At 63.6% G+C, this 22,733-nt stretch carries 20 protein-coding genes; 11 read left to right on the top strand and 9 right to left on the bottom strand.

Features of this window, described 5'->3' with window-relative positions; genetic code table 11:
* Positions 1 to 120: 120 nt before the first annotated feature.
* Positions 121 to 540 (bottom strand): flagellar assembly protein FliX, encoded by a 420-nt coding sequence (locus LC092_RS15455; RefSeq protein ID WP_224808048.1) that lies wholly within the window; start codon positions 538 to 540, stop codon positions 121 to 123.
* 250 nt (positions 541 to 790) lie between these two features.
* On the opposite strand from LC092_RS15455, the gene LC092_RS15450 reads away from it, so the two are divergent.
* From LC092_RS15450 to LC092_RS15430, 5 genes are all read left to right on the top strand, one after another.
* On the top strand, positions 791 to 1,897 hold the full coding sequence (locus LC092_RS15450; protein WP_412103590.1) for a flagellar basal body P-ring protein FlgI: 1,107 nt from the start codon (positions 791 to 793) through the stop codon (positions 1,895 to 1,897).
* A complete protein-coding gene (locus LC092_RS15445) occupies positions 1,897 to 2,220 on the top strand; it encodes a rod-binding protein (RefSeq protein ID WP_224808046.1) in 324 nt (107 codons plus the stop codon). The genes LC092_RS15450 and LC092_RS15445 overlap by 1 nt, the downstream gene beginning before the upstream one ends.
* Positions 2,217 to 2,714: a flagellar protein FlgN gene (locus LC092_RS15440; RefSeq protein ID WP_224808044.1), complete on the top strand. Its 498-nt coding sequence runs from the start codon at positions 2,217 to 2,219 to the stop codon at positions 2,712 to 2,714. Before LC092_RS15445 ends, LC092_RS15440 begins: the two co-directional genes overlap by 4 nt.
* Positions 2,715 to 3,123: 409 nt before the next feature.
* The gene (locus LC092_RS15435; protein WP_224808042.1) at positions 3,124 to 3,498 is read left to right on the top strand and encodes a flagellar protein FlaG; all 375 of its coding nucleotides are present in this window, start codon (positions 3,124 to 3,126) and stop codon (positions 3,496 to 3,498) included.
* A gap of 155 nt (positions 3,499 to 3,653) precedes the next feature.
* The gene (locus LC092_RS15430) at positions 3,654 to 5,468 is read left to right on the top strand and encodes a tetratricopeptide repeat protein (RefSeq protein WP_224808040.1); all 1,815 of its coding nucleotides are present in this window, start codon (positions 3,654 to 3,656) and stop codon (positions 5,466 to 5,468) included.
* A 24-nt stretch (positions 5,469 to 5,492) separates the two neighbouring features.
* Here LC092_RS15430 and LC092_RS15425 read toward each other — a convergent pair whose 3' ends face one another.
* From LC092_RS15425 to LC092_RS15410, 4 genes are read right to left on the bottom strand one after another with little or no spacing between them, the layout of a single operon-like run.
* Positions 5,493 to 6,200: a cytidylyltransferase domain-containing protein gene (locus tag LC092_RS15425; protein WP_224808038.1), complete on the bottom strand. Its 708-nt coding sequence runs from the start codon at positions 6,198 to 6,200 to the stop codon at positions 5,493 to 5,495.
* Positions 6,197 to 6,949: a class I SAM-dependent methyltransferase gene (locus LC092_RS15420; RefSeq protein ID WP_224808036.1), complete on the bottom strand. Its 753-nt coding sequence runs from the start codon at positions 6,947 to 6,949 to the stop codon at positions 6,197 to 6,199. The genes LC092_RS15425 and LC092_RS15420 overlap by 4 nt, the downstream gene beginning before the upstream one ends.
* On the bottom strand, positions 6,946 to 8,142 hold the full coding sequence (locus LC092_RS15415) for a polysaccharide pyruvyl transferase family protein (protein WP_224808034.1): 1,197 nt from the start codon (positions 8,140 to 8,142) through the stop codon (positions 6,946 to 6,948). Before LC092_RS15415 ends, LC092_RS15420 begins: the two co-directional genes overlap by 4 nt.
* Positions 8,135 to 9,004 carry an N-acetylneuraminate synthase family protein gene (locus LC092_RS15410; protein WP_224808032.1) on the bottom strand — a complete coding sequence of 290 codons (870 nt, stop codon included), beginning with the start codon at positions 9,002 to 9,004 and terminating at the stop codon, positions 8,135 to 8,137. Before LC092_RS15410 ends, LC092_RS15415 begins: the two co-directional genes overlap by 8 nt.
* 362 nt (positions 9,005 to 9,366) lie before the next feature.
* On the opposite strand from LC092_RS15410, the gene LC092_RS15405 reads away from it, so the two are divergent.
* The 5 genes from LC092_RS15405 (at position 9,367) to flaF (ending at position 15,084) form a co-directional block, all read left to right on the top strand.
* The gene (locus tag LC092_RS15405; protein ID WP_224808030.1) at positions 9,367 to 10,752 is read left to right on the top strand and encodes a flagellin; all 1,386 of its coding nucleotides are present in this window, start codon (positions 9,367 to 9,369) and stop codon (positions 10,750 to 10,752) included.
* 219 nt (positions 10,753 to 10,971) lie between these two features.
* On the top strand, positions 10,972 to 12,360 hold the full coding sequence (locus LC092_RS15400; RefSeq protein ID WP_224808028.1) for a flagellin: 1,389 nt from the start codon (positions 10,972 to 10,974) through the stop codon (positions 12,358 to 12,360).
* Positions 12,361 to 12,608: 248 nt separating this feature from the next.
* Positions 12,609 to 13,997, top strand: a complete 1,389-nt coding sequence (locus tag LC092_RS15395; RefSeq protein ID WP_224808026.1) for a flagellin — start codon at positions 12,609 to 12,611, stop codon at positions 13,995 to 13,997.
* A gap of 342 nt (positions 13,998 to 14,339) precedes the next feature.
* Positions 14,340 to 14,834 carry a flagellar biosynthesis repressor FlbT gene (flbT, locus tag LC092_RS15390; RefSeq protein ID WP_224808024.1) on the top strand — a complete coding sequence of 165 codons (495 nt, stop codon included), beginning with the start codon at positions 14,340 to 14,342 and terminating at the stop codon, positions 14,832 to 14,834.
* Positions 14,716 to 15,084, top strand: a complete 369-nt coding sequence (gene flaF, locus LC092_RS15385) for a flagellar biosynthesis regulator FlaF (protein ID WP_224808022.1) — start codon at positions 14,716 to 14,718, stop codon at positions 15,082 to 15,084. Before flbT ends, flaF begins: the two co-directional genes overlap by 119 nt.
* Positions 15,085 to 15,234: 150 nt before the next feature.
* Here flaF and LC092_RS15380 read toward each other — a convergent pair whose 3' ends face one another.
* The 4 genes from LC092_RS15380 to LC092_RS15365 form a co-directional block, all read right to left on the bottom strand.
* Positions 15,235 to 15,975 carry a hypothetical protein gene (locus tag LC092_RS15380; RefSeq protein ID WP_224808020.1) on the bottom strand — a complete coding sequence of 247 codons (741 nt, stop codon included), beginning with the start codon at positions 15,973 to 15,975 and terminating at the stop codon, positions 15,235 to 15,237.
* A 579-nt stretch (positions 15,976 to 16,554) separates the two neighbouring features.
* On the bottom strand, positions 16,555 to 18,093 hold the full coding sequence (locus LC092_RS15375; RefSeq protein ID WP_224808019.1) for a flagellar protein: 1,539 nt from the start codon (positions 18,091 to 18,093) through the stop codon (positions 16,555 to 16,557).
* A gap of 9 nt (positions 18,094 to 18,102) precedes the next feature.
* The gene (gene flgK, locus LC092_RS15370) at positions 18,103 to 19,986 is read right to left on the bottom strand and encodes a flagellar hook-associated protein FlgK (RefSeq protein WP_224808017.1); all 1,884 of its coding nucleotides are present in this window, start codon (positions 19,984 to 19,986) and stop codon (positions 18,103 to 18,105) included.
* A 78-nt stretch (positions 19,987 to 20,064) separates the two neighbouring features.
* On the bottom strand, positions 20,065 to 21,480 hold the full coding sequence (locus LC092_RS15365) for a flagellar hook protein FlgE (protein ID WP_224808015.1): 1,416 nt from the start codon (positions 21,478 to 21,480) through the stop codon (positions 20,065 to 20,067).
* Between the two features lie 294 nt (positions 21,481 to 21,774).
* Between LC092_RS15365 and LC092_RS15360 the strand changes: the two genes are divergently transcribed.
* Positions 21,775 to 22,620 (top strand): AAA family ATPase, encoded by an 846-nt coding sequence (locus LC092_RS15360; RefSeq protein WP_224808014.1) that lies wholly within the window; start codon positions 21,775 to 21,777, stop codon positions 22,618 to 22,620.
* Positions 22,621 to 22,733: the final 113 nt, after the last annotated feature.

Here is a 22,733-nt window from a genome sequence, read left to right as displayed (position 1 = left end):
ACTATAGACGGTAAGGCGGGCACCTTGGTGCGGGTTGTTCATCCTTCGGGATCCTCGGCTGGAGTTTGGCGATTGCAGCCTAACCCCGAACCGGGTGAACAACCTCCTGAGACTTCACACCTAGGCATCGAAACGGCCAAGTTTGGCAAGCTCCACCTTGGCCCGCAGCTCAATCTCGTCGATCACGCCTTCAAGCTGCGGATCGCCGCTGTCGGCGCGTTTGGCGAGCATGCCCACGATCCGGTCAAGCCGCTCCGCGGAAACGCGCCCGCCGAGAAGATCCGCCTTCAGCGATTCCATGCCGTCCAGCAAATCGTTTCCGCGCGCCACTGCCTTGCGGCGCCCGACCAGCGGATCGTCGACCTCCTGCAGCGCCAGCAGCGCGCCGATCCCGGAGATGGATGCAGCCGCGCCGCCGCCGGCAGCCGCGGCCGCGCGATCGCCGGAGGCGACGTTGAACCCGCCGCCGCCCTCGCCGTCGCGCTTCTTCACGCTGCGCCCCTTCACGCCGGAGGCGGGCGTATAGCCTGAGATCTTCATGTGAGGAAACCCGTGGTCTGATCGGCACTGTCCATGGGGACACAATTTTCCGAGTTGGTAAACGAAGCGTTAACAGGCCGGCAATTTTTGCCCTCCTTGCGATGTGCCCTTCGCGCGAATACGACGAGAAATTACATTAAATCCATGAAAATCAATCGGTTAAATAATTCTTTCGAAATCCTTCAAGATTGGCATGAGCCTCGCATATCGAAACGCGACCACTCACCCGATCGGAAGCCGGTTCATGACGATGACCACCCTCCTTCGCGTTTTCACCCTGCTGGCCCTGCTTCTCGGCGCAACTGCGGCCCAGGCCTCGTCGCGCATCAAGGACATTGCCGACTTCGAAGGCGTGCGCGACAACCAGTTGATCGGCTACGGTCTGGTCGTCGGCCTCCAGGGCACGGGCGACAGCCTGCGCAACGCTCCCTTCACCCGGCAGAGCCTGGAAGCGATGCTGGAACGTCTCGGCGTCAACACCCGCGGCTTCAACCTCAACACCGACAATGTCGCCGCGGTCATGGTGACGGCCAACCTTCCGGCCTTCTCGACCCAGGGCACGCGCATCGACGTATCGGTGAGCGCGCTCGGCGATGCCGACAGCCTCCAGGGCGGCACGCTGCTGGTGACGCCGCTGCTCGGCGCCGACGGCGAGGTCTATGCAATCGCCCAGGGCCCGCTGGCCATCGGCGGCTTCACCGCGAATGGCGACGCGGCCACCGTCACGCGCGGCGTTCCGACCGCCGCGCGCATCGCCAACGGCGCGCTGGTGGAGCGCGAAATCGACTTCAAGCTCGCCTCAATGACGACGCTGCGGCTGGCGCTTCGCAACCCCGATCTGACCACGGCGCGGCGCATGGCGCTGGCTGTTAACGAGCTGATCGGCCTGCCGACCGCCGAGCCTCTCGATCCCGCCACCGTGCGCATCGACCTGCCGCGCGATTTCAACGGCAACATCGTCGACCTCCTGACCGACATCGAGCAGCTGATCGTCGAACCGGACCTGCCGGCGCGCATCGTCATCGACGAGAACTCCGGCATCATCGTCATGGGCCAGAACGTCAAGATCTCCACCGTGGCGATCGCCCAGGGCAACCTGACGGTGACCATCGCGGAAAGCCCCGAGGTCGTACAGCCGCTGCCCTTCGCCAACGGACAGACGGCGATCGAACCGCGCACCGACATCCTGGTCGACGACCAGAGCGACAACCGGCTCGCCGTGCTTCCCAAGACGGTGACGCTGCAGCAACTGGTCGACGGGCTGAACGCGCTCGGCATCGGGCCGCGCGACATGATCACCATCCTTCAGGCGGTGAAGGCATCCGGTGCGCTCCAGGCCGAAATCGAGGTGATGTGATGATCAACGCCGTCACCAACGATCCCGCCCTCACCGCCGCACAGGGGCGCCTCCAGGCGCTCGGCGCCCCGGCCGCTGCCCAGTCGAGCAGCCGGGCCCAGGCGGAAGAGTTCGAGGCGATCTTCCTCAACACCATGTTCCAGTCGATGTTCGCGGGCCTGGAAGAGGACGGCGGCACCTGGGGCGGCGGCGCCGGGTCCGACGCCTGGAGCGGCATGCTGGTCGAACAATATTCCGACACCATCGCCCGCGCCGGCGGCATCGGCATCGCCGATTCCATCCAGCGCGAGCTTCTCGCTCTTCAGGAGACGAACGGACAATGAGCCTCGACACAAAGACGATCGCCGCGCTGGCGCCCGAGTTTTTCTCCGGCACCATTGTCGACCGCGAAGCCGCTGAAGCCACCTGTCGCCGCCTGTCGGCCACCATGGCGGACCTTCTGGCCGTGGTGGAGCGGGAAACGGATCTGGTGCGCGCGGGCAAACTGGAGGAAGCAGGCGCGCTGCAGCCGGAGAAAGCCAATCTCGTCAGCATCTACATGCGCGGCATGACCTATGTGCGCGACCAGACGGTGGCGCTCGGCAATCTTGCCCCGTCTTCGGTCGATGAGCTCAAGCGCCGCCATGCCGAGTTCCAGCCGGTGCTGCGGATCAACCTGGCGGTGCTCGCCACCGCCCGCGAAGTGGCCGACGGGCTGATGCGCAAGGTCGCCGAAGGTGCGGGGTCGCGCCGCGCGCCCACCACCTATGGGCCGGGCGGATCCGCCCCCCGCGGCCCGTCCCCGGCAGACGGCATCGCCGTCAATCGCGCACTCTGACGCCAGGCGCCGGTTGCAGGCGCCCCCAAAAAATAATCCTGCTTCAATGCCGGCCCGCCATGCGGGTCGGCATTTTGCTTTCGAGACCTCGAGACACCGACAGTCAAGCCGGCGCAGAGGTCCCCCGCGACGCCACCTGTTTACGATCTGGAGGGCGAACATCGGACCGTACCGGGAACGAATCAGGATCAGTTCGCATCAAAGCCAAATGCTAACGAATCCTTTAACGCAGTATTCACAGTTTTCGAATAACGTCAGTACCATATCTATGTAAGTTGCGGGCCTTGAACGAGTGTATTCGCAATCAAAGAAGACAGCGAAAACATGGTTAATCTGACGAGACTCCGTGACGTTACCATAACGGCGAGAAGGGCATTTCGACCTCCCGCCCGATGAGGAGACTGAGGGCATGGAAACGGGAGTGACCAGGGCGCCGGCCTATCAAACGGCATTGGCGCCCCTTCGGGGCCGGGAAGCGGTCAATCCGCCGGCGGCACCGACCGACGTAGCTCCGGAAAAGGCGGTTCAGCCTTCGCAGGAAAGCGAGGCCGCTCGGCCGGAAGCGGAAAACCCGGCGTCGCAGCCCGCTTCCGCGCCACAAGACCTCAAGCGCGAGGAATACCGCGACACGATCACCGATTCGCTGGTGTTCCGGGCAATCGACACCGAAACCGGCGAGGTTGTCCGCCAGATCCCCGATGAATCGCTGCTGCGCCTGCGCCGCGCCTTCGCGGAAACGACGCACAAGGACATGACCGGCCTGGGCGTCAATCGCAGCCTTTGAGCCCGCGGACGGCCCTGCTTTCGCGGGCTTCTGGCCGGATCGGAAAGGACGGTCATGGCGACGCGTTGCGGCTCCAGCACGCGGCGACGCAACGCAAGGACCGCTGTCCGAATCAGCTATAGTCGCGCCTCCCACGCCCAGCGAACGGATGGCGCATGCCGGCCCCCTCTCCTGCAATTTTGGACCAGATGCGCAAGGCGCTTCTCCTGCAACGCGACGGCAACGTCGCGCGCGCCCGCGCGCTCTATGAAAAGATCCTGAAGAAGGACCCGGGGAACACAGAGGCCGTGAACCTTCTGGGCTTGTGCTTTCTTGAGCAGGGTTTTCCCAAACGCGCGCTCTCCTTGTTTGAAAAGGCGATTGCGCTTGCCCCAACTGAAGCGCGATACCGCGTCAACCGGTTGGAGTGCCTGGAGCGTCTCGGCGAGATCGAAACCGCATCGGCAACCGCTGAAGCCGACATCCAAGCCTCCACCGACCCCGCCCTCCTCCACCGCCGCGCGTCGCTCCTGCGCCGGGCCGGACGCATCGCCGAAGCGCTTCCCGCTTTTGACACCGCCGTACGCGCGGCTCCAGAAAACAGCGAGGCGCTGATCGAATTCGGCCAGACGCTGAACCTTGCCGGAAAGCACGAAGAAGCGGCCAAGCTCCTGGGCTTTGCGCTTGAAGCCGAGCCAACGCATACCGGTGCGATTCTCTCATTGGCGGATGCGCTCAATCAGCTTGACCGGGCCCCGGAGGCCCGCGATCTGCTGATGGCGCGTAGCGACGCCTTCAACCTCGACCGCGACGCGACCTATCATCTCAGCCTCGCCAACAGCCATTGGGGATGCGGCGCATACGCTCTGGCGGTCGAGGAAGCCGACACGGCTCTAAGCCTCGGTCTGGACACCGTGGACAGCCGGCTCGTGCGCGGCAAGGCGCTCTATCATCTCGGCCGCTTCGGCGAGGCGGTCGCGGATCTGGAGATCGCCCATACGCGCGATCCAGAGCGGCATGAGGCCGCAATGACGCTCGGCTTTGCCTATCTGTCCATCGGCGACCTGACGCGCGGCTGGCCCCTCGCCGAACGGCGCGTGGAGGCCAATCTGACCGGCCTGATCACCCGCAGGTTCTCACGGCCCAAATGGCAGGGCGAACCGCTTGCCGGCAAGACATTGATGATCTGGGACGACCAAGGCATCGGCGACGTGCTGCGCTCGGCCTCCATGTTTGCCGAGCTTATCGCTCAGGCCGACCGGCTGATCGTGGAATGTCACCCGAAGATCGTGCCGCTGCTCGCCCGCAATTTTCCGCAAGCGGAGGTTCGCCCGAGGCAGCATGAAGCGCGCGGCATGCTTGTTGGGGAAGAGGACTTCGACTTGCAGTGCGCCTTCGGCACCTTGCCGATGTATCTGCGCCCCACCCATGCGGCCTTTCCGGCGGACCCCGGCTATCTGACCGCGGACCCGCAACGTATCGCGGCACTGAAAGCGCGTCCGCCGCTTGACGGCACCCGTCCGAAGGTCGGACTGAGCTGGACCAGCGGCAACCGGTCCGGCCTGCGCCGCCACTCCTATCTGACGCTTGAGGATCTGCTTCCGCTTCTCGAAAACGCGGCCGTCGACTTCGTGCTGCTCGACTACACTGATCGCAGCGCCGAGATCGCGGAGATACAGGCCAAAAGGCCGATCACCCTCCACCGCTGGAGCGACCTCGACCTCTTCAACGACCTTGAGACCGTCGCGGCGCTCACCGCCTGCATGGATCTGGTGATTTCCGCGAATACCTCGGTCGCCGACATGGCCGGCGCGCTCGGGGTTCCCGCCTGGCGGTTCGGCCCGGTGACCGGAACGGTGCTGCTTGGCGCCGACACCCCGCCCTGGGCGCCCGCCACGTGCTATCTGCGTCTCGACCCGCAACGTCCGGCGAAGGACATCGTCCCGCGCCTGGTGTCGGATCTCGAGGCCTGGTGCAGGGAGCGGACCTGAGGCCGTTCCGAGACGCGCGGCCGCTCACATCTGGATCGGATGGATGTCGAGATTTCGGGCAAGCCGCTCCAGCATGAGTTCGGCGACCGCAATGTCGTCCGGCTCGTCGATCTCGACCACCTCCTCGTCGGTGGTCTCGAAAAACCCGATCCGCCCCGTCAGCCGGCAACCCGTCTCCAGAAAGCTCTGGGTACGGAAGAGGTAGAAATTGCCGGTCTCGCGATAATAGCGGTCCTCGGGCGGGATCTGCTGGCGCATCAAGCGGTTGTGCGGATCGTAAAGCGGCTGCGGCTCGGGCAGGTTGCGCCAGATGTAGTTGCGGATCAGGCGCGCCGAAAACAGGGAATCATAGTCCCCCTCGACGAAGTGCCGGAAGGCGTCGGCCAGCGTATCGCGACGGCGGACCGGCGACGTCACCTGCGGAAACAGCACCGCTTCCGGTGTTTCCGGCCTGCAAATCTCGGCAAGTGCGTGACGCAGCGCGCCCTCCGCCGGCGATGTGTCGGTCGCCAGATCGTCGGGACGCAGCACCGGCACCCGCGCGCCAAAGCTCCGGGCCGTCTCCGCGATTTCCTCGCTGTCGGTGGAGACCACCACATCGCGGACGAACCCGGAGGCGCGGGCGGCCTCGATCGTCCAGGCGATCAGCGGCTTGCCGCAAACGGGCACGAGGTTCTTCCGCGGGATCCCCTTGGATCCGCCGCGTGCCAGCACGATGGCATCGCAAATCATGATGTTTTTTCCGCAAAGACCGTCACGAAGGACCCCCAAAATGCCGGCGACACGCCCTTCTCCGCGTCAAGCATGCGTGCCCAGGCCTCGTCGGTGGCAAAGCGCGTCCCGAAAAAGGGATACTCCACCGCCGCGACGCGAAACCCGAAATCGCGCAAGAGACGCAGGAGCGAGTCGTCGGTGAAAAGGCTGACATGCGTCGGATCGTGCAGCAAGCGGAAGCGCTCACCGAACCGGCGGGCGGCCGCGCTGGCAAAATTCGGCGTACCGACGACGAACACCCCGCCCGGTGCAAGCAGGTGCCGCACGGTCTCGACGAATCCCACCGGCTCCTCGATATGCTCGATGACATGATGCGCAATGATGGTGTCGCAGGAGCCCGCCGGAAAGAGATCGACGGAGAGCTCCCCGCGCAGCGTGCGCGCGCCGCTGCGCTCCGCCGCGACCTCGACGGCGCGTTCGGACGGATCGACGCCGACGCGCTCGTGTTTCGGGGAAATCTGTTCGAGCAATTCGCCCAGCCCGCAGCCGACATCGACCACGCGCCCGGCGGCCCGCGCATTCACCGCGTCCGCGATATAGGCAAGATCCGCCTTGCGCTGGTCCCGTTCGGCGGCGAGATCGCGAATGTTTCCATCGGGATCGCGCTTTTCGTCCCAATACTCAACCTCCGCCTCGCGCGCGGGATAGCGCACGAAATAGGCATCCGACCCGTAGAGCGCGAGACACTCGTCGATGATTGAACTCACGCGCGCGCCCCCGTCTGGCCCATGAGCCAGGTCGCGACCTCGCCATGATACCGCGACAGCCGCGCCCGCTCCGACCGCCTGATCTCAAGGAATTGCCGGCGCACCGGTTCGGGATCGGCGAGGTCGCGCGCTAGCCCGGCAAAGAGCGGCCGAAGGTCGCTGTGCTCCAAAAACGGATGACAGCGCTCGGCAAGACCATAGGCCGCGAACTGGCCCTCGACCTTGTGGTGGGTGGAGATACCGCGAACGGGTGTCCCGAACCCGATCGACCCAAGCGATGCGTGATAGCGCATGGAAATCGCCGCTGATGCGCGCCGGTAGAGATCGAAGGAGGCGGACCAGCCCGCCTCGCCCTGGGCAAGGCCGGCAACGAGAACGCGCGTGCGCCGCAGCCGGTCGTCGAAGGCGTCGAGTACGGCCGAGATGGGCTCAAAGTCGCTATAGATATGCGGCACGAACACGCATTGAAGGGTGGGATCCTCCGCCATCAGCGCGCCGAGCCCATCGGCGACCTCCCGCGCGAAGCGTTCCGTCAGATCAACGCCATCCGCGCTCCGGTAGCGCTTGTCCGGCATGTCTCCGGCCAGATTGACGGCAATGAAGCGCGCATCGGCAGAAAGTCCGGCATGGACATGGCTCCTGGGTTCGCCAAAGAGGCCGCCGTCGGGAACGATCTCCATCGCGTCGGCGTAGCGGGGTCCCAGATGCGCGCGGATCAGGTCCACCGAGCCGTCGTTGCGCAGAGAAAAGCGACAGTCTTCCCGCGGCAGAAGCACATCCAGAAAGGCGCGCGTTCGCTCGACGGCAAGCGGATTCACGCCACGCGTCGCATCGCATCCAAGCCCGTGAAACAGCACCGGGCATGGAAGGTTTGCGAAAAACTCTGCGCTCACATCGAGATAGGTGCCGGAAACGGTGGTGTCGCGCCAAAGCTGAAACACGCTGAACCCGCCAACGACGAGCACATCGGCACGCGCCGCGTCCGCAACGAAACGCTCGTCGAACGACCTCTCGTGCCAATGGATGAAGTCTCGAACCTCGCAGGCGCGGTGATCCAGGCAAAACGGCAGATCGGCCGCGCGCGTGCGATACTCGCCATCGTGCATGGCATTGTCGCCGAGATTTCCCACAAAGGACGCCAGATGTAGGGCCGTCAGCTTGCGCATCTCGCTCGAGGCGTCGGGGTCACTCAACGCTGAGGGTGTCCTTGCGGCGCAGCTTTTCCATAACGGGGCGTTCGCGCTCGTAGATCCTGATCTGCCCGTCGCCGCGCGCCTTTTCCGCCAGGCGAATGCCGGCAATCATCTCGGTCATCTGCGGCACGTCGATGGACGACGACTGGTCGGAGCCCCACATTGCCCGGTCGAGCGTGAAATGCCGCTCCACCGATACCGCACCGTAAGCGATCGACAGGATGCTTGGAAGGATGCCTTCTTCGTGGCCGGAGTAGCCGATCTTGAGATGGGGAAAGCGTTCGCGCAGGGTCGAGATGCCGGCGAGATTGATCTCCTCCGGCAGCGCCGGATAGGTCGAGGTGCAATGGTACAGGCAGGCGATTTCGCCGCCGGCCGCCTCAATGGTTTCCACGGCGCTGCGGACCATTCTCAAGTCGCACATGCCCGTTGAGACCAGGAGCGGAATGCCGGAACGTGCGGCGCGCTCAATGAGGTTTCGGTCCGTCACCGACGCCGATGCGATCTTGAGATAGGGCGCCTTGAGGTCGACGAGAAAATCGAGCGCCTCCTCATCCCAAGGCGAGGCGTACCAGACAATGCCGAGGTCGGCACAAAAGGCGGCGATCCGCTCATAGTCCTTGCGGTCGAACTCAAGCCCGCGCTTCAGATCGCCGTTGGTCTCCCCGAGCGGCGACTTGCGCGGCCGGGCAAGCTCTTCCGCCGAATAGACCACGTCTACGGAGCGCTTTTGAAACTTGACTGCGTCGCATCCCACGCGATGCGCGGCACGGATCATCTCCAAAGCCAGATCGAGGCTTCCATTGTGGTTGATACCGATTTCGGCGACGACCGCACACCGGTCAAACGAGAAGAGGCTCATCTGGCATATTTCCAACTACTATGAGGCGTTTACCTCGACCCTTCGTCAGAAGGCAGTCCGGTCGGGGCGATCCTTTGCACGACTTTGGCTCACCGAGGCCGTGCTCCATTCCTTCTTCGAACCTTGGTTCAAAGGGACAATTGCGCCGCATTATCGCGAATGCGGCCTGATTCGGCGAGACCTTTCAAGCACGTGAGGAAACGGGCGCACCGCGCGCCCGCTTGCCGCGCCGCCTGTAATGAAGCGTTAACCCTAACCTACGTTAACCCTTTGTTTTTACGAACCGTTCGGGAAAGCGGACCTAACGTGACCGGGCAACGAGAACCCGTTGTGAAGATCCGCACCAGAAAGGTACGATGACAATGAGTGTTACTCTTTCCGCTGGCGTTCGCCAGAACCTGCTCAACCTTCAGCAGACCGCTGACATGATGTCGCAGACCCAGAACCGCCTTGCCACAGGCAAGAAGGTTACCTCGGCCCTCGACAACCCGACGAACTTCTTTACCTCCAAGAGCCTCAACTCGCGTGCCGGCGAGCTGTCGAACCTGCTCGACGGCATCTCCAACGCGACGAAGACGATCGAGGCCGCCGACAACGGCATCAAGGCGATCACCAAGCTGGTGGAAAGCGCCCAGTCGACCGCGCGCCAGGCACTCCAGGATGGCGGCGCCGGCGCGGGTACGATCGTCGAGAGCTCCTCGTCGATCTCCACCAACGGCCTGACGCCGGTGGGCGGTGAAACGATCCAGGATCAGGCCAAGCGCCAGACCCTGTCGAACCTCGGCTTCGCCGCCGGCGACACCATCGAGGTCCAGGCAACCGATACCGGCACGGGTTCGGTCTCCAACATCTCGATCACCGTCGGCACGACGCAGAAGGTCGACGGCTCCGGCGCGGTTGCGACCGTGCAGGATGCGGTCGACGTGATCAACGCCTCGGGCGTTGCCACGGCCGAAGTCACCGACGCCGGCAAGCTGAAGATCTCTGGCGGCGATCAGGACACGGTGAACCTGACGATCACCGACACGGGCGGCGACGCCTCCACGGCGACGACGCAGGCGACCTCGCTGGCCGCCACGCTCGGCTTCGGCAGCAACTCCAACGTCGACCTGTCGTCCCCGGCTGACGGCGACTATGTGGACGCCGGCGAAACTGCGGTGACCTTCACCGATGGTGCGACCGCGGGCGCTGCCGACAGCCTGTCGATCACCACCCAGGCCAATCCAGCCGCGAACTCCTCTTCCCGTCAGAAGCTGGTCTCGCAGTTCAACGAAATCCTGGGCCAGATCGACAAGCTTGCGGCCGACTCCAGCTACAACGGCACCAACTTGGTGAACTCTTCGTCCTCGACGCTCACCGTGGCCTTCAACGAGAAGCGCGACGCGGCCTCGAAGTCGGAGCTGACCATCAGCGGCAAGGACCTGACGTCTTCGGGCCTGAGCCTGAACGCCGTGTCCAGCCTGAGCGACGACGAAGCCAACGCAACGCTCGACAGCCTGTCCGACGCCCTGTCGACGCTGCAGGAAACCGCTTCGACCTTCGGTTCGAACCTCAACACGGTGAGCATCCGCGAGGACTTCACCAAGGATCTGATCAACACCCTGCAGACGGGTGCCGACAACCTGGTTCTGGCCGACACCAACGAGGAAGGCGCCAACCTTCTGGCCCTGCAGACCCGTCAGTCGCTGTCCACGACGGCGCTGTCGCTGTCCTCGCAGGCCGACCAGGCGGTGCTGCGTCTGCTCTAAGTCCTCGACGGACAAGGAAAATCGATCGGGCGGCGGGTTTCGACTCGCCGCCCTTTCTTGTGAGCTGGTCGATATGGTTAACAAAGTATTTGGTTTAACTTACAAAATTGCGACGAGTGAAACATCCGATTAACCTTAAGTTAGACTTTACGCACCTATTCTGGCGTCGAGCCTCAGGACGAGGCCCGACACTCTTGGACAGCCAGAAAGGAATTCCGAATGTCCGATATCACTCTCTCCGCCGGTGTTCGCCAGAACCTGCTCACGCTTCAGAGCACCGCGGACATGATGGCCTCCACCCAGAACCGTCTTGCCACCGGCAAGAAGGTCAACTCGGCCCTCGACAACCCGACCAACTTCTTTACCTCGCAGTCGCTGTCCGCGCGCGCCAATGACCTCGGCAACCTGCTCGACGGCATCGGCAACGCGATCAAGACGATCGAGGCCGCCGACAACGGTATCACCGCCATCACCAAGCTGGTGGAAAGTGCCCAGTCGACCGCGCGTCAGGCGCTGCAGGACGGCGGCGCCGGGTCCGGCACCATCGTCGAGAGCTCCTCGTCGATCTCCACAAACGGCCTGACGCCGATCGCCGGCGAATCGATCCAGGATCAGGCCAAGCGCCAGACCCTGTCGAACCTCGGCTTCGCGGCCGGCGACACGATCACGGTGCAGACGACCGACACCAGCACGGGGTCGGTCTCCAACATCTCGATCACCGTCGGCACGACGCAAAAGACCGACGGCTCCGGTGCGGTCTCGACCGTCCAGGACGTTCTCGATGTCGTCAACGCCTCCGGCGTTGCCACGGCCGAAGTCACCGACGCCGGCAAGCTGAAGCTCACCGGGTCCGACGCCGAGACGGTCAACCTGTCGATCGTCGACACGGGCGGCGACGCCTCCACGGCCACCACCCAGGCGACCTCGCTGGCCGCGTCGCTCGGCTTCGGCACGAACTCCAACGTCGACCTGTCCTCCCCGGCCGATGGCGACTATGTCGACGCCGGCGAGACCGCGGTGACCTTCACCGATGGTGCGACCGCCGGTGCCGCCGACAGCCTGTCGATCACCACCCAGGCCAACCCGGCCTCGAACTCCTCCACCCGCCAGAAGCTGGTGTCGCAGTTCAACGACATCCTGGGCCAGATCGACAAGCTCGCCGCCGATGCCTCCTTCAACGGCATCAACCTGATCGATTCTTCATCCTCCAAGCTGACCGTCGCCTTCAACGAGAAGCGTGACGCGGCCACCAAGTCGGAGCTGAAGATCCAGGGCGAGGACCTGACTTCCTCGGGCCTCAACATCAGCAAGACGACGAGCCTCAACGACACCGAGGCGAACACCGCGCTCGACGAGCTGTCGACCGCCCTGATCACCCTGCGCGAGGCCGGATCGAAGTTCGGTTCGAATCTCTCCACGGTGCAGATTCGCAAGGACTACACCAAGGCGGCGATCAACACGCTGCAGACCGGCGCGGACAACCTCGTGCTCGCCGACACCAACGAGGAAGGTGCGAACCTTCTGGCCCTGCAGACCCGCCAGCAGCTGTCGACCACAGCCCTGTCGCTGTCCTCGCAGGCCGACCAGGCGGTGCTGCGTCTGTTCTAAGAAACTGAAAAATATAGCACTCTCAGAATATCGGCCAATCGGGGCGGCGGGGAAACCCGCCGCCCCTTTTGCGTTTCGCACGGGTTAACCTCTTGGAGACGCCCTGTTTATCTTGATTAATTTTTTCTCCCAATTCGCGTTCTGGCACTCGGTCGTTAACACGTTGTTAGGGATAATTAAGGCACCTTCGTTGAAAGCCTCAGGACGAGGCGGTCCCGACAAACGGGACTAGGCGAAAGGATTTCACCATGTCTGACATTACCCTCTCCGCCGGTGTTCGCCAGAACCTGCTCACGCTTCAGAGCACCGCGGACATGATGGCCTCCACCCAGAACCGTCTTGCCACCGGCAAGAAGGTCAACTCGGCCCTCGACAACCCGACCAACTTCTTTACCTCGCAGTCGCTGTCCGCGCGCGCCAATGACCTCGCAAACCTGCTCGATGGCATCGGCAACGCGATCAAGACGATCGAGGCCGCCGACAACGGTATCACCGCCATCACCAAGCTGGTGGAAAGTGCCCAGTCGACCGCGCGTCAGGCGCTGCAGGACGGTGGCGCCGGGTCCGGCACCATCATCGAGAGCTCGTCGTCGATCTCCACCAACGGCCTGACGCCGATCGCCGGCGAATCGATCCAGGATCAGGCCAAGCGCCAGACCCTGTCGAACCTCGGCTTCGCGGCCGGCGACACGATCACGGTGCAGACGACCGACACCAGCACGGGGTCGGTCTCCAACATCTCGATCACCGTCGGCACGACGCAAAAGACCGACGGCACCGGCCCGGTCTCGACCGTCCAGGACGTTCTCGATGTCGTCAACGCCTCCGGCGTTGCCACGGCCGAAGTCACCGACGCCGGCAAGCTGAAGCTCACCGGGTCCGACGCCGAGACGGTCAACCTGTCGATCGTCGACACGGGCGGTGACGCCTCCACGGCCACCACCCAGGCGACCTCGCTGGCCGCATCGCTCGGCTTCGGCACGAACTCCAACATCGACCTGTCCTCCCCGGCCGATGGCGACTATGTCGACGCCGGCGAGACCGCGGTGGCCTTCACCGACGGTGCGACAGCCGGTGCAGCCGATACACTGTCGATCACCACCCAGGCCAACCCGGCCTCGAACTCCTCCACCCGCCAGAAGCTGGTGTCGCAGTTCAACGACATCCTGGGCCAGATCGACAAGCTCGCCGCCGATGCCTCCTTCAACGGCATCAACCTGATCAACTCCTCCTCGTCCAAGCTGACCGTCGCCTTCAACGAAAAGCGTGACGCGGCCACCAAGTCGGAGCTGAAGATCCAGGGCGAGGACCTGACCTCCTCGGGTCTCAGCATCACCAAGGCAACGAGCCTCAACGACACCGAGGCGAACACCGCGCTCGACGAGCTGTCGACCGCCTTGATCACCCTGCGCGAGGCCGGATCGAAGTTCGGTTCGAACCTTTCCATGGTGCAGATCCGCAAGGACTTCACCAAGGCGACGATCAACACGCTGCAGACCGGCGCGGACAACCTGGTTCTGGCCGACACCAACGAGGAAGGTGCGAACCTTCTGGCCCTGCAGACCCGCCAGCAGCTGTCGACCACAGCCCTGTCGCTGTCCTCGCAGGCCGACCAGGCGGTCCTCAGCCTCTTCTAAGGGCGCGCAAGCCTTCCGCGTCAGACGACGCGACCCGCAGACAGAAACGAAAGGGCGACGGGGATACCCGCCGCCCTTTTCCGTTGGAAAGGCGATTTGCGACAGGACACGCGCGCGGCTTCGAGACAGTTCGCATCGCGCGCGCGGCGCCGCAAGGCGGGTCCTGACACGCGCAGGCGCGACGCCAAATACCGCAAATTGACTTAGGGAATTATTCACTCTAATACATTGAAATACAAAGATATGCGGCAAATACTACCCGGCAAATTTTTCCGCCCCGAACATCTTCTTTTCGAGCACTTATTTGTTGCTTGAATCAACCCGGTATGCGATTCTCACACCATGGCACTCAAGATCGAATTGCGTCCTCGCGAAAGATTTATCATCGGTTCCACGGTCATCACCAATGGAGATCACCGGACGCATATCTTTATTGAGGGCAATGAACCGATCCTGCGCGAGAAGGACATCTACACGGCCCAGACGGCGAATACGCCGGCAAAGCGTATCTATCTGGCCGTCCAGCTCATGTACCTGAACCAGGACATCGAGCGGCACAAGAAGATCTACTTCGAGCTGATACAGGATCTGATTCAGGCCGCACCGAGCGCAATGGACCTGATCGATGCGGTCAACAATGAGATCTTAACCGGGTCGCTCTACGCTGCATTGAGACGGGCTCGAAAACTGGTCGAGTATGAACGGGAACTGATCGAACATGTACAATCAGGCCACGGCAGCATATCAGCAGACAGCGCAAACGGCGGTGAGCCCGAGGGAGCTGGAAGCGACCCTCTTGATGAAGGCGGCCGCGCGCCTGCAAGCGGTCAAGGATGACTGGGAAACCGGCGGACCCGTCACCCTCGACGACGCCCTGACCTACAATCGCCGTCTGTGGACGATCCTCGCGACCTCCGTGACGAGCAATGACAACCCGCTTCCGGACGAGGTGAAGCAGAACCTCGGTTCGCTCGGCGCCTTCATCCTGAAGCATACGTTCGACGTGATGTCGAACCCGAGCCCGGAGCGGCTGACGACGCTCATCCAGATCAATCGCAACATTGCAATGGGCCTGCGCGGGAGCTGATCCGACCGCAACCGGACAGCGCCCGTTCCGCGGTCCGATCGCCCAGCAAGTTTTCCAGACGCCGGCCCCGTGGCCGGCGTTTTCGTTTCTCCGCTCGTGCCTTCTTCCAAAAACAGACCCGAACGTTTTGCCGACGCCAGCCTGGCCGTCCTATCGCACGAGCACTTCGACACTCTGCACATTGCGCCCGTGGACATCGATGTAGAGTTCACCCTGATTGTCCAGAAGCTCGTCGACGTCTATCTGCAGCGTTGTATCGACACGCCCTTCGCACAAATCCCCGCCTGCCTCGTAGACAACCACAACACTGGCCCGCGGCGGCAGGCTCTTTAGGAAGGACCCGTCCCACCAGGCCTTGAAGGACGCCTCGCCGCACGCCCGCTGATGGGAAAGCCCAACGAGAAGCGTCCTGCCGTTGATCCCCGAGACAACTTCGGCACTGTCGAGGGAGAGCAACGGATCACCCAGGTCCGACGGCACGCCAGAAGCGATTGCCAGCGGCGGACTGGAGGGCACAGTCGCTGCACTCTCGTCGGCTCCGGCCCCGACCTCGATCACCATCCGCAGCACATCCAGCCCTGCCTGCAATTCGAACACATGCGACCCGGAAACACCCAGATCCGGAAGATCGAACGTCAGCGGTCCCGACTTGACCGCCTTACCGCGGTCGCCGTGCTTGTCGAGGGTGAGCTTCGCCTCGATGATCGGAGGGGCCGCCTCCTTGATCATCCGCGAGACATGAAGCGTGTAGTCATGCGGCTTGCGCCCGCCGCCCGACGTGACATCCAGAGCGATCTTGCCGATGCCGGCGCGACGTAGAGCGAAAGCCGAGAAGCCGTCCCCGTCGTCGATATCCTGAAGCCCGTCGACAACGACAGTGCGAGCGTTCAACTCGAATGCCATGGCCGGAGATGAAAAAAAGACCAAAACAAAGCGAAAACACAAAGAAGATAAACGACGTCTTGATCTTGCTAATGGGAACCCCAACTGCAATAAAAACGTAATATTATATGCGGCGGGCTCTCGATCTTAAAGGTCGGAATGTATATTGAATAATACTCTATCGACACACCTTCACGCGGGCTCGAGTTGTCGCGAATGCGAAGACCGGCAACCACGAACAAAAAAGGGGAACCGGCAGGCTCGTGCCGGTTCCCCTTTTTGCTTGCGCCTTCTGCGCGATCCGCAACGCATCCTGCGTTCGTCTGTCCGGTGGTCCGTCGCGCCTTCTGCACGTTCAAGGGCGCCTTCTGCGCCCGTCCCGGTCGGTTCTTTCGCGCCTTCTGCGCGGTTCAAGGGCACATTCTGTGCCCGCCACCCGGTCCGCTCTCACGCCTTCTGCGCGCTCCGGAGCGCCTCCTGCGCCCCGTTCCGGGGTCATTCGTCTTCGCGCCTTCTGCGCGTTCAAGGACGCCTTCTGCGTCCGGCCCCCATGAAGCCGCCTGACGGCGGCGAGAAACGGTTTGCTCCTCAGAGATAGTTCGACAGCGAGAGGTTCAACGTGATGCTCGTCGCCTGGTAGCTGACCTCGAGGGCGGTGCGCAGCGACAGGAGCTTGGTTGCAACCTCTTCCTTGTTGATCCCCTCGATCTCGTCGATCACCGACTTCACGGATCCTTCCGCCACCCTGTGGCGGGTCTCCGCATCCTTCACCGTGCGTTGCGCGGCGGAGAATTCCATGTGGTTGCGGCGAATGCCGGAGGATTCCGATCCCGGCGGGGTCAACCCGTCATAGGAGCGCTGCGCCATCGCCTCGTAGAACTTCTGATTGTCCGGCTGGCCGTTGGAGAAGTCGGCGACAGCGAAGCCGGCCAGCGCCTGGACGACCTCGCGATACCCCGCCTCATTGGCACGGGCGCCATAGTTCACGGTCAGGTTTTCGTCGATCGTCGCCCGGCTGTCCTTGCGCGGGTCGCCAAGATCGTTGTCGCCGGTGTACCAGGCGACCGTGTCATTGGTGCCGTCCCGCAGGCTGGTGGCGGTGCTGAAATCCACCGGCGGACCGGCGCTCGGCACCACGCGGGCGAGCGGCTGATAGCCGGGCGGAACCGGAGATTTCGGCGCCGTGTCGAAGAAGGCTTCCGTGGCCCGCACCGTCGACGCCGCCTTCAGCTCGGTGTTTGCCTCGCGTTGCAGCGCGGTGTCGAGCGCATCCTTGAAGAACTGGGCCGTATCGGCCGGGGTCGCGCCGCGCTGGAAGGTGAACTCGGGATCGTTCGCGCCGCCGAAGACGCCGATCTCGACCTCGCTTTTCGACCCGTCCGGCAGCGAGAAAAACACCCGGATCGTCTCACCCGGCTGCGGCTGGCCGGTAAAGTCGACGTCGAGCGTCGCCGGCGGTCCCGCGGTCTGGGTTATCGACACATTGGTCGCCCCCGACGCCACGCTGTCGATCTTGAAGCCGAAGGGATGAGCCCCGTCTTCCGCAACGCTCACCTGGGTCCCGACCCGGGCGGTCGTCAACCGCCCATTGTTGAGCGCTCCGAGATCCGCCTGGTTGTATTCGCCGACCACGGTCTTGAGACCGGCATAATTGCCGTCGCCCTTCAGCACGTAGTCGAGGCTCTGGACGGGGAGCGTGTCCGCCGTCTTTCCGGAAAACAGGTAGCGCCCGCCGACATCGGTGTTCAGATGGGCCATGAACTCGCGCAGGGCGATTTCGGTCGACGTCTGCGTCGACGTGCGCCCGTCGCTGAACAGCTCGAAATTGTTCCGGTCGGTGGCGGCCTTCGCCTCGATGCGGATATCCTCCAGCCGCTCGCTTGCCTGATCCAGCGTGGACAGCCGCAGGTCGGCGATCTGGATCGTCTGCTTGTAGACGCCGATCTCCGAAAGCTGCTGCTTCATCGACAGGTTGAGCACCCGCTCCGAGCCGAGCCCGCCATAGGTCTCCGACTTCAGGTTGGTGCCGAGCTGGCGCTGAAGATCGTTCATCTGGTTGCGCAGACTGGTCAGATAGGTGACCTGGCTGGGAGCCGAAAATCCGCCGCCGTAGGGATTGATCGCCATTGCTCGTCACTAGCTCCGCATCAGGATGTCGTAGAGTTCGCGCACGACCTGCATCACGCGTGCGTTGGCCGCATAGGCGTTCTGGAGCTGGACCAGTTGGGCAAGCTCCTGGTCGACGCTGACCTTCGAGGAATCGTCGAGCCGCGACTTGAGGTTCGACGTCACCACCTGCTGGCCGGTGACCGTCGCCTTCGCCTGCGCGGAACGCCCGCTTTGATGCGAGACCGAGGCGGTCACGAAGTCGTTGATCGACCCTTCGAACAGCGAGCCGGATCCGCCGATGCGCGTCTTCGGGGTGAAGGTGGTCTTGGTCAGCGTCAGCTTGTCGAGGACAGCCTGCGGGCGCGTCGCGTCGCCATTGGCAATCCCGGGGGCATATTCCACCAGCAGCGACGGATCGTTGACAAAGGTGGCCCCGACGCGAATGCGCGAGGCAAACCCGGTGATGTTCGGCCGCCCGTCCGCCATCCCCGTGAAGGTCTTGTCGCCGTCGTCCACGAAGAGGGCAAAGGCATCGCCATGGGCCGACGGACCGGAGACCGTCTCGTTCGTCTGTGCCGCTTCGATCCGCAGGCTGGCCGGCGCCGTGCTTTCCAGCCGCAGCGTCGAACCGCCCGGGTTGGCCGCGGCGAAGGTGCCGGCGCCAATGCGGGCGTCGCCATCGAGCGCGCTCTGGATGTTGGCGGCAATCGTCGCATGGTTGCCGCTGGAAAAATCCACCGCGAGAAAGATCGAATCCGGATCGTTGGTCGCGGTCAGCGCCGGCGGCTCCGGGCCGTCGGACCGGTAGATCGTCACCGATTTGCTGAGCCCGGTGCCGAGATCCTTGTAATTGAAGGACACGCTGTCGCCGGGCTGGAGATTGGCAAGATCCAGCTCATAGCCGGTCTGGGTGCCGGACGCGGGATAGGCGGTTCCCGGCTCCACATGGGTGGAAAACGCCCGCGCCAGCGAGGCGGCCAGTTCGTCGAGCTGCGTCTGCGCGTCGGTCAGCGCCTCGTCGCGCATATTGACCAGGCCGACGAGCGACCCGCTGCGCAGGGTGCGCGTCGACAGAAGGTCGATCTGGCTGCCTTCGGAATTCTCCAGCGTCAGCGTTCCCACGCGCCGCTTGGCCGGATCGATGTTGTAAAGCGCATCGGCGTTGATGTTGCCGCGCCCGTCGAACTTCAGCTTCATCACGTCGACGTCGTAGAGCATCGTGCCGCCGGAAGTGTGGACGCGCACGCCCCCCTGCTCGGTCGGCTTGACCTCGATGTCGATATAGCCGGACAATTCCTCCAGCAGCATGTCGCGCTGGTCCATCAGCCCGACCGGCTTGTCGCCGTCCTGGCTCGCCGCGATCACCTGCCGGTCGATCGCCTTGATGTCCGCCAGAAGATCGTTGACCCGGTCGACCTGCTCGCCGATCTGGTACTCGACCTCCTGCCGCATGCCCTGGATGTCTTCCGACATCGCATTGATCTTGCCGACCAGCGCTTCGGCGTTGCGCATCACCTCCAGCCGGTTGGTGTAATCCTCCGGGCCGGACACCAGGTTGGACATCGACGAAATGAAGGAATTGACGGTGTTGGGCAGCGAGCCCGCGTCCTTGATCGTGCCGAACAGCGTGTCGAGACGCGCGGTGTACTGCTGGGCAACGCTTGCGTAATTCTGTTCGGCCAGCGAGGTGCGGTACTGTCCCTGCACCGCCGTGTCGAGATAGCGGCGCATGCTGTCCGCCTCGACACCGGTGACGATGCCGTTGCCGTCATAGGTGACGGACGCGGAGACGGACTTTCGCGTGTAGCCGACCGTGTCGGCATTGGCGATGTTGGTCGCCGTCACATCGAGCTGACGCTGGTTGAACCCCAGTCCGATCAATGCGGTATTGAGAGCGCTGCTCAGTCCCATCGTCTCACCCGGCCCTCGCGCCTGCGATCACGTCATGCCCGGCCGGATCGCTCCGGCCGGGCTGTCCTCCAGATCCGCTTACCGGATCATGTTGATGGCTTCCTGCAGCATCTGGTCACCCGAGGAGACGATCCGCGTGTTGGCGGAATAGGCCTGCTGGGTGACGATCAGCTTGGAGAATTCATCGGCGATGTCGGTGTTGGACGCTTCAAGCCGCTTGCCGACAATGCGACCCTGCGCGCCCGCGATCGGCTCGCCCGATTCCGGCGTGACCTCGAAGGCGCCGCCATCGACGCGCTCAAGCCAGGCCTCGCCGGAGAAGGACACCAGCGAAATCTCGTGCAGCTCGCGGGTCCGGCCGTTGGAGTAGGAGGCCACGAGACGACCGGCTTCCGAAATCGAGATGCCGGCAAGGTCGCCGGAGGGATAGCCGTTTTGCGTCAGCTTGGAGATCTTGGCGCTGCCGTTGGAATCGGAGAACTGCGTCAAAGCGCCGGTGCCGAAGTCGAGCGTCATGTCACCGACAACTTCGCCATCGACGGCAAGGCCGGTGATCGTCATCGCGTCATTGGCGGGAACCAGCATCTGTCCGCCGTTGCCGGCACTGGAATCGAACTGCGCGTCCGACACCTTGGTCCACTTCGGATTGGCACCCGTGGCGGCGGAATCGGACAGATAGTAGAGCGACCAGGTGTCCGGCTGCGTGCCATTGTCCTCGAAGGTCTTGGCCCAGCGCATCTGCACGTTCACCGGCGTACCGCTCGAGTTGTAGACGGTGATTGCCTCGCCGGCGATGGAGGTGTTGAGGAAGGCCACCTCGTCGGCGGCATTGATGGCATCGACGCCAACGGTCTGGCCGGCGGCCGCCGCATCGGGAGCGGCACCCGTCGATGCCTTGGTCAGCGTCGCGTCGAGCAACTCGTCACCGCCGCCGAGCTGGTTGCTCGTCTGCGGTGTCGTCGGCAGATTGCCCTCATAGCGGATGCGATCGGTCGTCACGGCCGGAATGACCGAATTGTCGATGGTGATGATCTGGGGAACCGAGCCGGACACGTTCTTGGTGACTGGATCGATCGGCTGGCCCATCAGGTAGTAGCCGGCGCCATTGACCAGCCGGCCTTCCTTGTCGACCTCGAAATCGCCGCGACGGGTGTAGAGATCGTTGCCGGAGAAGATCGTCCGGCCGTCGACCTCGCCGGCCTTGCCCTGAACGACGAAATAGCCGCCGCCGTTGATCCCCATGTAGGTGTCGACCTGGCTCTGCTGCAGATCGCCCTGCAGGCCATTGGTCGCGCGCGAGTTGGCGGACACCGTGCCGGCGATCTGTCCGGGCTGCGCGCCCTTGCCGCCGCCGACGAGATCGGAAAACGACGTGTCGAGCCGCTTGTAGCCAACGGTCGCCGCGTTGGCGATGTTGCCCGAGATGTTCTCCAGCGCAAAAGCCTGCGCGGAAAGGCCGGAGACGGCCGCGTTCAATGCACCAAAAACACCCATGTGATCCTCCAGGACGGACAGGACGGACTTTCCGGCGCTGCTGGGCACGCCGGTCTCGGTCCTGAGGTTGGCAAACACTGTGCCAGTTCAAGAAATTTCGTTAACCATATGGAATATCGAGATTTTCGGATTCAGCTTCCGGGCCGCGGGCCAGGCAGGGCACGACCGACCGGCAGCTTTGTCCGCGCGCTCCCGGCAACAAATGCCGGCCTGCGGGCTCGGCGGCGGCATCTTGCGCAGGCGGGGGCCGCCCCATAGTGTGCGCTGCAAGATCAGTTATCAGCGGAGAGTTTCATGCGTTTTGAGGGCACGTCCGGCTATGTCGCAACGGAGGACCTGCGGATCGCGGTCAACGCGGCCGTGACACTGGAGCGGCCGTTGCTGGTCAAGGGCGAGCCCGGGACCGGCAAGACCATTCTCGCGCAGGAAATCGCAGGCGCCCTCAACGCGCCGCTGATCGAGTGGCACATCAAGTCGACGACCAAGGCGCAGCAGGGCCTTTACGAATATGACGCGGTATCGCGGCTGCGCGACAGCCAGCTCGGCGACGACCGGGTCCACGACATCGCCAACTACATCCGCAAGGGCAAGCTGTGGGAGGCCTTCGCGGCCGATCAGCGCCCGGTACTGCTGATCGACGAGATCGACAAGGCCGATATCGAGTTTCCCAACGACCTCCTGCAGGAACTCGACCGCATGGAGTTCCATGTCTACGAGACCGGCGAGATGGTCCGCGCCCGCCAGCGCCCGGTGGTGATCATCACCTCCAACAACGAGAAGGAACTGCCGGACGCGTTCCTGCGGCGCTGCTTCTTCCACTACATCACCTTCCCTGATGCAGACACGATGGCCGACATCGTCGAGGTGCATTTTCCGGGTCTGAAGGCGGAATTGCTGCGCGAAGCACTGAAAATCTTCTACGATGTCCGCGACACGCCGGGCCTGAAGAAAAAGCCCTCCACATCGGAGTTGCTGGATTGGATCAAACTGCTGCTCAACGAGGACATGGAGCCGGCCGACCTGCGCGAGCGCGACACCAAGAAGCTGATCCCGCCGCTGCATGGTGCCCTGCTGAAGAACGAACAGGACGTGCATCTGTTCGAACGCCTCGCCTTCCTCAACCGTCGCGACGGGCGCTGACCTCAGCGCGCGCAGCCGCCCTTGCGCTTGCCGGCATCCTCTCGCTGGGAGGGCTGTCCGGCGACGCCGGCGCGCAGGACGGCGCGACGGAATCCGGTTGGCGCACGGTCACA

Source organism: Stappia stellulata (assembly GCF_020176715.1).
Taxonomy (GTDB): domain Bacteria; phylum Pseudomonadota; class Alphaproteobacteria; order Rhizobiales; family Stappiaceae; genus Stappia.
The sequence above is the reverse complement of the archived record's forward strand: the minus strand, read 5'-3'. Positions and strand labels throughout refer to the sequence as shown.

Coding starts and splice junctions, on each gene's coding strand:
- LC092_RS15430 (WP_224808040.1), top strand. CDS start 3,654: ATGCCGGCCCCCTCTCCTGCAATTTTGGACCAGATGCGCAAGGCGCTT.
- LC092_RS15360 (WP_224808014.1), top strand. CDS start 21,775: ATGCGTTTTGAGGGCACGTCCGGCTATGTCGCAACGGAGGACCTGCGG.
- LC092_RS15440 (WP_224808044.1), top strand. CDS start 2,217: ATGAGCCTCGACACAAAGACGATCGCCGCGCTGGCGCCCGAGTTTTTC.
- LC092_RS15365 (WP_224808015.1), bottom strand. CDS start 21,480: ATGGGTGTTTTTGGTGCATTGAACGCGGCCGTCTCCGGCCTTTCCGCG.
- LC092_RS15375 (WP_224808019.1), bottom strand. CDS start 18,093: ATGGCGATCAATCCCTACGGCGGCGGATTTTCGGCTCCCAGCCAGGTC.
- LC092_RS15395 (WP_224808026.1), top strand. CDS start 12,609: ATGTCTGACATTACCCTCTCCGCCGGTGTTCGCCAGAACCTGCTCACG.
- LC092_RS15450 (WP_412103590.1), top strand. CDS start 791: ATGACCACCCTCCTTCGCGTTTTCACCCTGCTGGCCCTGCTTCTCGGC.
- LC092_RS15410 (WP_224808032.1), bottom strand. CDS start 9,004: ATGAGCCTCTTCTCGTTTGACCGGTGTGCGGTCGTCGCCGAAATCGGT.
- LC092_RS15455 (WP_224808048.1), bottom strand. CDS start 540: ATGAAGATCTCAGGCTATACGCCCGCCTCCGGCGTGAAGGGGCGCAGC.
- LC092_RS15400 (WP_224808028.1), top strand. CDS start 10,972: ATGTCCGATATCACTCTCTCCGCCGGTGTTCGCCAGAACCTGCTCACG.
- flgK (WP_224808017.1), bottom strand. CDS start 19,986: ATGGGACTGAGCAGCGCTCTCAATACCGCATTGATCGGACTGGGGTTC.
- LC092_RS15445 (WP_224808046.1), top strand. CDS start 1,897: ATGATCAACGCCGTCACCAACGATCCCGCCCTCACCGCCGCACAGGGG.
- LC092_RS15435 (WP_224808042.1), top strand. CDS start 3,124: ATGGAAACGGGAGTGACCAGGGCGCCGGCCTATCAAACGGCATTGGCG.
- LC092_RS15425 (WP_224808038.1), bottom strand. CDS start 6,200: ATGATTTGCGATGCCATCGTGCTGGCACGCGGCGGATCCAAGGGGATC.
- flbT (WP_224808024.1), top strand. CDS start 14,340: ATGGCACTCAAGATCGAATTGCGTCCTCGCGAAAGATTTATCATCGGT.
- flaF (WP_224808022.1), top strand. CDS start 14,716: ATGTACAATCAGGCCACGGCAGCATATCAGCAGACAGCGCAAACGGCG.
- LC092_RS15405 (WP_224808030.1), top strand. CDS start 9,367: ATGAGTGTTACTCTTTCCGCTGGCGTTCGCCAGAACCTGCTCAACCTT.